The organism is Kitasatospora sp. NPDC101155 (assembly GCF_044768305.1).
Lineage (GTDB): Bacteria > Actinomycetota > Actinomycetes > Streptomycetales > Streptomycetaceae > Kitasatospora.
The window spans coordinates 1-9095 of the sequence record NZ_JBIWPN010000060.1; the positions used below are offsets into that span (position 1 = coordinate 1).

Annotated in this window: 8 protein-coding genes and 2 pseudogenes; 6 read left to right on the top strand and 4 right to left on the bottom strand. The window is 69.3% G+C overall.

What is annotated here, in order from left to right:
* The first annotated feature begins 1906 nt into the window (after positions 1-1906).
* The 6 genes and pseudogenes from ACIRYZ_RS41060 to ACIRYZ_RS41085 all read left to right on the top strand — a co-directional run bounded on the left by ACIRYZ_RS41060 (position 1907) and on the right by ACIRYZ_RS41085 (position 6680).
* Positions 1907-2026, top strand: a complete 120-nt coding sequence (locus ACIRYZ_RS41060) for a hypothetical protein (RefSeq protein ID WP_402953784.1) — start codon at positions 1907-1909, stop codon at positions 2024-2026.
* Positions 2027-2322: 296 nt separating this feature from the next.
* Positions 2323-3204: a hypothetical protein gene (locus ACIRYZ_RS41065; RefSeq protein ID WP_402953760.1), complete on the top strand. Its 882-nt coding sequence runs from the start codon at positions 2323-2325 to the stop codon at positions 3202-3204.
* A gap of 398 nt (positions 3205-3602) precedes the next feature.
* Entirely contained in the window at positions 3603-4490 is an 888-nt protein-coding gene (locus tag ACIRYZ_RS41070) for an endo alpha-1,4 polygalactosaminidase (protein ID WP_402953785.1), read from the top strand.
* 144 nt (positions 4491-4634) lie between these two features.
* Positions 4635-5356, top strand: a pseudogene (locus ACIRYZ_RS41075) (transposase); the annotation flags it as partial.
* A 74-nt stretch (positions 5357-5430) separates the two neighbouring features.
* On the top strand, positions 5431-6285 hold the full coding sequence (locus ACIRYZ_RS41080; RefSeq protein WP_402953761.1) for an IS5 family transposase: 855 nt from the start codon (positions 5431-5433) through the stop codon (positions 6283-6285).
* Positions 6282-6680, top strand: coding sequence for a hypothetical protein (locus tag ACIRYZ_RS41085; protein WP_402953762.1), 399 nt, complete (start codon positions 6282-6284; stop codon positions 6678-6680). The genes ACIRYZ_RS41080 and ACIRYZ_RS41085 overlap by 4 nt, the downstream gene beginning before the upstream one ends.
* Before the next feature lie 482 nt (positions 6681-7162).
* Here ACIRYZ_RS41085 and ACIRYZ_RS41090 read toward each other — a convergent pair.
* The 4 genes and pseudogenes from ACIRYZ_RS41090 to ACIRYZ_RS41105 form a co-directional block, all read right to left on the bottom strand.
* Positions 7163-7453 (bottom strand): annotated as a pseudogene (locus ACIRYZ_RS41090) (nitrate reductase); the annotation flags it as partial.
* Positions 7454-7606: 153 nt separating this feature from the next.
* Positions 7607-7762: a hypothetical protein gene (locus tag ACIRYZ_RS41095; RefSeq protein ID WP_396541897.1), complete on the bottom strand. Its 156-nt coding sequence runs from the start codon at positions 7760-7762 to the stop codon at positions 7607-7609.
* A 57-nt stretch (positions 7763-7819) separates the two neighbouring features.
* Positions 7820-8107 (bottom strand): hypothetical protein, encoded by a 288-nt coding sequence (locus ACIRYZ_RS41100; RefSeq protein WP_402953763.1) that lies wholly within the window; start codon positions 8105-8107, stop codon positions 7820-7822.
* 231 nt (positions 8108-8338) lie between these two features.
* Positions 8339-9095, bottom strand: a 757-nt coding sequence (locus ACIRYZ_RS41105) for an Ig-like domain-containing protein (RefSeq protein WP_402953764.1), incomplete at its 5' end; no start/stop codon positions are given.

Sequence of the window (9095 nt, forward strand, 5' to 3'; positions counted from 1 at the left end):
AGGCCCAGGCCGGTGAGGGCGACGGTGTTGCCGCCGGCCACGGGCCCCGCGTTGGGACTGTCCGCGAACAGCACGGGCGGCAGCGGCCAGGGCAGCGTGAGGTTCGGCGCCAACGGCGCCGCATGCACAGTTGCGTTCACGATATGTCTCCTGTGTGAGAACGGTGATGGCGGCCGGGTGGACCTTCAGCCACGCCGCCCGGCCCGGGTCCTGTCAGCTGTCCGGCCACTGCCTCGACCCGGCGTACTGCGCCCGGCAGCGAGTCCGAAGGACGGGACGGGGAATACCGGGCCGCAGGTACCGACACTGTTGATGGGGCTCGTTGAAATTCCCCACCCACTGCTCAGGGGCTGGCCAGACACGCTCACCCTGTTCCCCACCCGCCGCGGGCGGGACCTGGGGCGGAACGGCGAGCCTGCGGAGCCGCCTGTCAGCCAGCCGAACTTCGGTACGGAGCGGGCTGTCCAGGGTGGGCGCAGCCCATCGCGCAGCGACGCCGACAAGGCGCCCTTGACCGCTCGAGCCGGCCCACATCCTTCGGAGACGGGCGACTCCGCCCAGTTGTTCAACGCCCAACCATGTGGGGATTCCGAAGCAGCGGTGGCCGTTTTCGGGAAGCCAACACTGTCGCGACTACGGGATGTCTGGACCGGTGGCGTCGGCGAGCCGGCGAGCTGACACCAGGCCGGCTCGAACCAATCAGCCCCGGCGCCCAAGCGACGGGGGCTGGAACAACGGACGGGCCGCCAGCTGAGCTTCCCGGCACGGGGATGGGCGGCCCGCCGGTTCAGACGTCACCATTAACTCGAAAGAATGGATATGAAGCAACAGTATTGACGAATAGTCACCCAAAAGGCCCAGCGCGACGAGATGTCCGCGCACGCCCATCGCAAATACCGGACCCCACCAGCGTGGCCGGACGAAGCGTCGAGGCGCCGGCCACTCGCGTCGCCGTGGAAGCGGGCCCAGACATGGAAGCGCCGCCGGAACCACCCCGGTCGTGAGAGTCGGCACCCGCGACTCCGGGCGCATATCGGTGGCCGGACCGATTGCGATGCACCCGGGCTCCCGGGCCCCGATGTGTCAGCGGGTCTTCGCGACACAACGGGCGCAAGCGCGAGCGTCTCGGGCGAGGTGGCCGGCCAGCGCTGCCGCGATCGCGGTGTGGTGGCCGGTGGCCCAGCTGCGGTATTCCGAATCGCCGTGCTCGGGTTCCGGCGGGAGGATGCCGTCCGGCCCGACAACCCGTCCGCCGCTCTGCGCCGGCCGGCGGGGCCGTTTCAGGCGAACGCGAAACGCTGCAGGGCTGGCAGGTGTGGCCGCGGTACGCAGGGAAGCGGCCGTCGCGGCCGGGTGGACAGCACGTGCAGGTCGTTCCCGGGGAGAGCGCGCTCGGCCGTTCGGGTGAGAAGCGGGCCTTCTGGTGGCCACCTTCTGTAGCCCTATGGGTTACTCGTAGCGATTACACCCGGTGGGCCGCCCATCCCTTGCCGGGGGAATGCGTTGGACCTCAGGAGACATGTGCTCCCGGTCCGGCAGCCGTCGGGCGCCCCCGGTAAGGAACCGACGTCATGTCGGCTGTCGTGAACGCGACGGCCTTTGGACGTCGGCGGTCCCCGTTTGATCGGAGGGGACGTCATGACCTCAGTTACTGACCGTCTGACAGCAGGGCCGACGGCGAAGGCCGCGACCGTGCCGGTCGGGGCGGATCCATCGGAATCGCGATCGCTGAGAATGGACGACGCGCCTACGTCGCGAACAACGGCGACGGCACGGTGAGCGTGATCGGCACCGCCTCCCTCAGACGATCGCCACCATCCCCGGCTTCAACGGCCCGGTGAGAGTGGCGATCACTTCGGGCGGAGCTGCCGCGTGCGTGACCAACGCCGGCTTCGGGAGGGCCGGCGTGACCGACACCGCGACGAACGCAGCCAGCGCCACCATCCCTGTCGGCGCCAACCCCATCGGCGTGGCGGTCATCCACGTCCCCAGCGACTACACCTACCTCACCGCACCCACCGCGTAGACGGGCACCCACGGGTGGCCGCCGGACGGATCCGGCAGTCAGAACCGGCCCGGCGAGAACCCCGACGAGGCCGTGGCACCACACCGACACCCGTGACCGCCACACCGTCTTGCTGACGCACGGACGTTCAACCCCTGCGCCCCGACGGTCGCAGGCCGGATGCCCGCACAGGTGCGACCAGACCACACCAGAGGGCTCAAGCCACCACGAGCCCAGGTCCCAGCACACCCTCGACCCGTTCCCGGACACGCCGCACGCGGCCCCGTGAACGATCCACTCAACACCAGGGAGAAGCAATGAACCGCAGCAAGCTGGCGATCCGCACGCTGGGCGCTCTCGGGGCGGCCGCCTTCATGGTCACCGGCCTGGCCGCCACCCCGGCAGCCGCGCAGACGTTCGTCCCGTGCACCACCGCCGCGCTGGCGAGCGCCATCACCAACGCGAACACCTCCGGCGACACGCTCGCCCTGGCCCCGGGCTGCGTCTACGACCTGACCACCCCGCTGCCGGACATCCAGAACACGATCACCATCAAGGGTCACGGAGCCACCATCACCCGTGACCCGGGCGCGCCGGCCTTCCGCATCCTCACGGTCGACTCGACTGGAAACCTGGACCTTCGCGAGGCCATCATCGCCAACGGTGACGCGACGGGAGACTTCGGGGGCGGCATCCGCAACGACGGAGTCCTCACCGTCAGGCGCAGCCTCATCCGCGACAACCACGCCGACTTCTCCGGCGGGATCAGCGGCAACACCGGCTCCACCACGAACGTCGACCGCAGCCTCATCAGCGGCAACAGCGCGCTCCACAACGGCGGCGGTCTGGGCAACGACGGCACCATGACCATCACCAAGAGCGCTGTCGTCAACAACAACGCGCTCGAGCTGGGCGGCGGTGTGGCCAACGACGCCACGCTGAACGTCTCGCAGAGCAACGTCATCGACAACTCGGCCTCCGGGCCCACGGGTGCGGGCGGCGGAATCGCCAACTTCGGCGGTGCCGGCGCCACGACCACGCTCACCTCGAGCAAGGTCGCCAGCAACATCGCGACCAATGCTCCCGGAGGCGTCTACAACAACGGCGGTACCGTCACGCTCAACTTCACCGCCGTGCTCGCCAACAACCCGACCAACTGCTTCGGCAGCCCCACCGCGGTCCCCGGCTGCGTGGCCTGACCCACCGGGCCCGCTGCCTCCACACCTCGACGGCGGCCAAGGCCTTGGCCGCCGTCGCCCTGCCCGACGAGGCGGGAGACCAGGGGGAACCGCGCCTGACCGCTGCCGCCGCGAAGCGGCCCTGGTTCTTCCGGCCGGGACGAGGGCTGCCGCGCTGCGCCCTCCCACGCCGATGCGGAGCCACTCGACGTTCTCATACGATCAAGTCGCGGGCGCACGACGGCGGTTCCATCGCCCGGCGCAATGCCTCTGATCCTCCCTTTCCGCGGACACTCCTCGATTCCCTTGTCGTCCCGGTCGTCCCTCGGGAGGAAAGCGCCGGGGTGGTCCTTCGTGTTTCCGGCACCGCAAGGGGGGAGCTGCCCCGTGGACATGCCCTGTCATCCTGGAGTCCGATGATGCCCGTTGACCATGCTCGATCCCGCAGGTCGCGGATCAGGATCACCGCAGCCCTGACGGCGGCAGCCGTTCTCGCAGTCTCTTCGTGCAGTTCCTCCAGCGGAACCGCGGAACCGGCGGTGACGATCCCGCCTTCCGCGTCCGAGGGAACACCGGCATCGGCGACGGCCTCGCCCGCCGTGACGGTGCCTCCAGTGCACGCCGGGTTCGACTACCAGATCGGCGGGCCGTACCAGCCGCCGACCGGCGTGTCCGTCGTCAGCCGCGACCACGGCGCGTCCCCGGCGCCGGGGATCTACAACATCTGCTATGTCAACGGCTTCCAGGCCCAGCCGGACGCAGAGCGGGAATGGGACCAGGACCTGCTGCTCCGGGACCAGGCCGGCAACGTCGTCTACGACACCACCTGGAACGAGGCGCTGCTGGACATCGGCACGGACACCAAGCGTCAGCGGATCGCTCTGAAGGTGGACGGCTGGATCGACGAGTGCGCCACCAAAGGCTTCAACGCCGTCGAGCCGGACAACTACGACAGCTACACACGGTCGGCGGGACTGCTGAGCGCGGCCGACGCCGAGGCGTACCAGTCTCTACTCGTCGCGCACGTCCATGGACAAGGCCTTGCCATCGCCCAGAAGAACGCGGCGGAGCTGGCCCCGGACCGGCAGCAACTGGGCCTCGACTTCGCGGTGGTGGAACAGTGCGGCACATACGGCGAGTGCAACCGTTACACCGACGCGTTCGGCGACAGCGTATTCGACATCGAGTACGACGAGCCGGGCCTCCAGGCGGCGTGCACGACTTGGGGGACCCGCATCAGCATCGTGCGGCGCGACCTCGACGTCGTTCCACCGAGCGACCCCAGCTACCTGCGCCAGACCTGCTGAACCAGGCCGGACCAGGCCGGACCAGGCCGGGAAGTGCACGTCCACCAACCTGGGAGACGGGGATGCCGTGCCGTGCTTCCCCAGCTTGAAGCCAAGCGACCTCCAGGGCGGTGGCTCGGGCCGCAAGCAAAGTGTGATGCCCCACCCACCCCGGCCGAGGCCGCTCTCCTGACCCGGTCCCAGATCTCCGCGGCCCTCAAGCGGGCTGGCCGCAAGCGCCGCATCGATGTCGAAGCCGAGCGCCTTCGTGGGATCTTCCGCGCCGACTGGGCCCACCAGTCCCCACCGGTCGAAGATGCCCTCGGCCGGCAGGCGCTCGCGATCCTGGCCCAGCTCACAGCCGCCTGCGTCGCCGCCGACGACGACCTCGCCCAGGCAGTCGAGGAGATGTTCCCGCAGCACCCGGATGCCGAGATCATCCTCAGCTTTCCCGGTCTCGGCACCCAGCTCGGTGCCCGAGTCCTGGCCGAGATCGGCGACGACCGCCACCGCTTCGCCGACGCCCGCGGCCTCAAGGCCTACGCCGGAGCCTCGCCCGTCACGCGAGCCTCGGGCAAGAAGTCCAGCATCACCCGCCGATGGGTCAAGAACGACGGCTCAACCACGCCGGCTACCTCTGGGCGTTCTCCGCACTCACCGCCTCACCCGGTGCCAAGGCCCACTACCGGCGCCGCCGCGATGACAACGGAGACTGGCACGCTGCCGCCCAGCGCAACCTGTTCAACCGCCAATGCCACGAAGTTAGCCAAGGCCCCGCGGTGTCAAGGGCTTTCGTGAAGTGGCGCGCGGGACGGGTTGCCGCTGGTAGGAGGAAGGCCGACCAAGCCTTCTCCCGTTCAGAGGACGTTAAGTCCGTTTCTGGATGATCTGGTGTCGCCCGTTCGTGTGTACGGAGTCGTTCAGGCTGACTCGCGTGTCGTGTGCATGATGCTGTTGGGGCATGGAACGGATGCCGTACTCAACGGACTTGTCCGACGGGCAGTGGGCCTTGATCGAGCCGCTGGTCACCGCCTGGAAGCAGGAGCGGGTGTCGCGCTCGGCGACCGGGGACCCGGGCTCCTGCGACCTGCGCGAGGTCGTGAACGCGCTGCTGTACCAGAACCGGACGGGCTGCCAGTGGCGGCTCCTGCCGCACGACTTTCCGGCCTGGTCGGCGGTGTTCTACTACTTCAGCCTGTGGCGCCAGGACGGCCTTGACCAGCGGATCCAGGAGATCCTGCGCTGCCAGGTGCGGGAGCGGGCCAGACGATTAGAGGACCCGTCCCTGGTGATCACCGACACCCAGTCCGTGCGCGTGGCGGCCGGGGTGCCAAAGGAGACCACGGGACTGGACGCGAACAAGAAGACGCCCGGCAGGAAGCGGGGACCCGCCGTCGACGTGCTGGGCCTGATCATCGGTGTGGTGATCCTCGCCGCGAGCGCGCACGACAACGAGGCCGGCATCGCCCTGCTGGACCAGGCAGCCGAACGATGCGGGATGCGCCTGGAAAAGGTCCTGGTCGACCAGGGCTTCAAGGACGCCGTAATCATCCACGGGGCGGTGAAGGACATCACCGTCGAGGTGGTCCGCCGCAACCCCGACACCCAGAGCAAGGGCTTCGTTCCGCAACCGAAGCGGTGGGTGGTCGAGCAGGTCAACGGCACCCTCATGCTCCACCGGCGCCTCGCCCGTGACTACGACCACCGGCTGGACAACGCCGCCTCCCGCGTCTACTGGGCCTCCACCGCCGGCATGCTCCGCCGCCTCACCACCCCCAGCCCCGCCTGGCGCGACGAGGTGGGGCTGGCCGCGTGAACGTCACCGAACTCCTGCGGCTGTTGCAAGCCGAACACGACGAGACCACCGCACGCGCCGACGGCCTTCGAGAACAGATCGAGCAACTCACCCGTGCCCTGGCCGAGGTCGAGGCCCGCCTCGCCGAGATCGTCACCACCCGCAAGGTCATCGCCAGCCTCGCCCTGCCCGACCACGCACAGGCCTCCGAGGAGCCCGCCACCGTCTACCAGCGCATCGTGACCGCCTTCAACGAGCACCCCGGGCGGGTCTTCCAGGTTCGCGACCTCCACGAACTCCTCGGACTGCCCACCGACGAGCCCTCGACCAACGTCACCCGCTCCCGCCTGGGACGACTCGTTCGTCAGGGACTCCTCGACCAACCCGGACGCGGCCGCTACCAGAAACGGACTTAACGTCCTCTGAGCTGGCGGAGGTCTTGAGGGGCTTTACACCGCTGGTTCCTCGCGTCCACCTTCCCGTCTCGCTTGCCGGACCCGCACCGTCCGGTAGTGCCAGTGCGTCCCGTCGTTGTCGGGGCTGCTCTCCATCAGGCCCGGCCGACTCACCGAACCCGACTGCCCCCTGCTTCTGTCGTCCCGCTGCGATCCAGTCCACCAACCCGCTGAAGCGGATCAACCGCGAGATCAAGCGCCGCACCGACGTCGTCCAGGCCTTCCCAACGACGACGCACTCCTGCGGCTGGTCACCGCCGTGCTGTTCGAGATGCACGACGAATGGATAGCCTTCCCACGCCGATACCTGCCCGAGGGCAGCATGGACCAGATCTACCCCGCCGAGCACACCCACGACGAACTTCCGCCGACTTCATGACCGTTGGCGCACAACCACTACACCACTTCACGGGACGCGACCAGCTCTCGCTTTTGGTCGGCTGCAGGCCGATCCAGTCCGCCTTGCCGACACCGGACAGGTCCAGGCGCCAGTGGTCGCTCATGTGCCCGCCGCCGTCCACCGAGTGGATCTTGCCGAAGACCCGATCAAAGACGAAGGAGATCCCGTACCCGAAGACCAGCCCCAGGAAGATCGCCACCCGCGACCAGAAGCCGCGCAGGCACACCACCGCGAGGCCGGTGAACAGCATCACCAGCAGCGCCGTCCACTGGTCCTGCGGCCAGTACGTCGAGGCGGTGACCGGGGCCAGGTTGAAGCCGATCAGCATGACGACGACGCAGGATCGCGGTCGCGGCCGGGACGTCCGCGTCGACCCGCGGATGCGCCGGGACGGCAACGGTGCTGCTCCTCCCTTCGTGCGGGAAGGGTGAGGCGGCCGGTCGAAGCGCCGACCGCCTTCGGTGCGCCCCGATGGCGGGCGCCCGTGTCACCGGCTGACGATGGTGATCGTTCCGGCGCCGCCTTCCCGGTGCTGTGCGGCCAGGGCTTCCTGGTAGGTGACGTACTGGCGAACGGTGCCGTCAGGCAGGTTCAGCTGGTAAACAACGGTTTGTGGGGATCCTCCGCCGCAGTTGCAGGCCATGAGTTCGGTCTCTTTTCCGGGTGCTGGGGTTCGGGTCTTCCTGGGGAGGGGCGTTGGTCAGTCGAGCCATCGTGAGGCCATACCCGCCAGGTACGAGACGCTGAGCGCGGTCGCCGGTATCCGGAACCACGGGCTGCCCTCCAGGCACGCGGCACAGCCGACCGTGACGGCGGACACCCAGACGCTCGAACACCAGCTGCAGGTGATCAGATAGGCGGCCTTGGACTCCTCGCCGAAGCGATCGGCGACCCAGATCCTGAGACCGCCCGCGAGGGTGTCCTTGGTCAGGAAACGGGTGACGCGGCAGGTGGCGCCGAGCGAGAGAAGGAACATGGTCAAGCTCATCGGGACAACTCCACTGACCAGGGACGCGGCAGTACGGTTGCGGGCGTCGCGGCGGGTGCGGCGGCTTCGCCGCTACGCCCCCGGCGCGTCCGTCCCCCCGCCGTGCGAGGGCGGGGGGACGGACCTTCGAGGTCGGCCGCTCATCCGCGGACGATGACGTCAGGCCTCACCTGGCTCGGCCACCAGTACCGGTCCGCGATCCACGTCCCGGGCCCGATAGGACCGGTCTGGTCACTGCAGCGGCTGGCAGGGCAGCAGGGTGCCGGTCGACTGCAGCGTCGTGCCGCCGACGGTGGCGGTCGCGGTGAAGGCGCCGGACCGGACCTGAAGCAGGTCCAGGTCGGTGGTGAGGGTCGCGATCCCGGACGCGTCCGTCACCGCCGAGCCCACCGGCTGTCCGGCGATGAGGAAGTTCACCGTCACGCCGGCGGCCGCGGGAGTGAGCTGGGCCTCCAGTGTGGCGGTGACGGAATACGGTCGCCCGTGCGAGGGGTCCGGCAGCGCGTGCTCCCAGTGGCCCTGCCAGCAGGACGGCAGCGCCTGCAGGCTCGCGGCGGGGCCGCCTACGGTGACGGTGATCGGGACGGGGAGCGAGACGACGTTGGTGCAGGTGCAGGTGGTGCCGGCCGCGGTGACGGTGGCGGTCAGCGACACCGGTCCGGCGGTGGGGAAGGTCATCGACCCGGTGGCGATGCCGAGTGCGTTGGTGGTGACGGTCACCGGGATGGCCCCGCCGCCGTTGAAGGTGACCGTCGCACCCGGAACGGGCACGCCGTTGCACAACACCACCGCGGACACGACGGTGGGCTGGCCGGCGACCACCGGTGTCACCGGGGGCAGCAGGAGCACCAGGCAGGTCGGCGGCGTGGTCACCGTGACGGTGACCGGGGTGGAGACGACGTTGGTGCAGGTGCAGGTGGTGCCGGCCGCGGTGACGGTGGCGGTCAGCGACACCGGTCCGGCGGTGGGGAAGGTCATCGACCCGGTG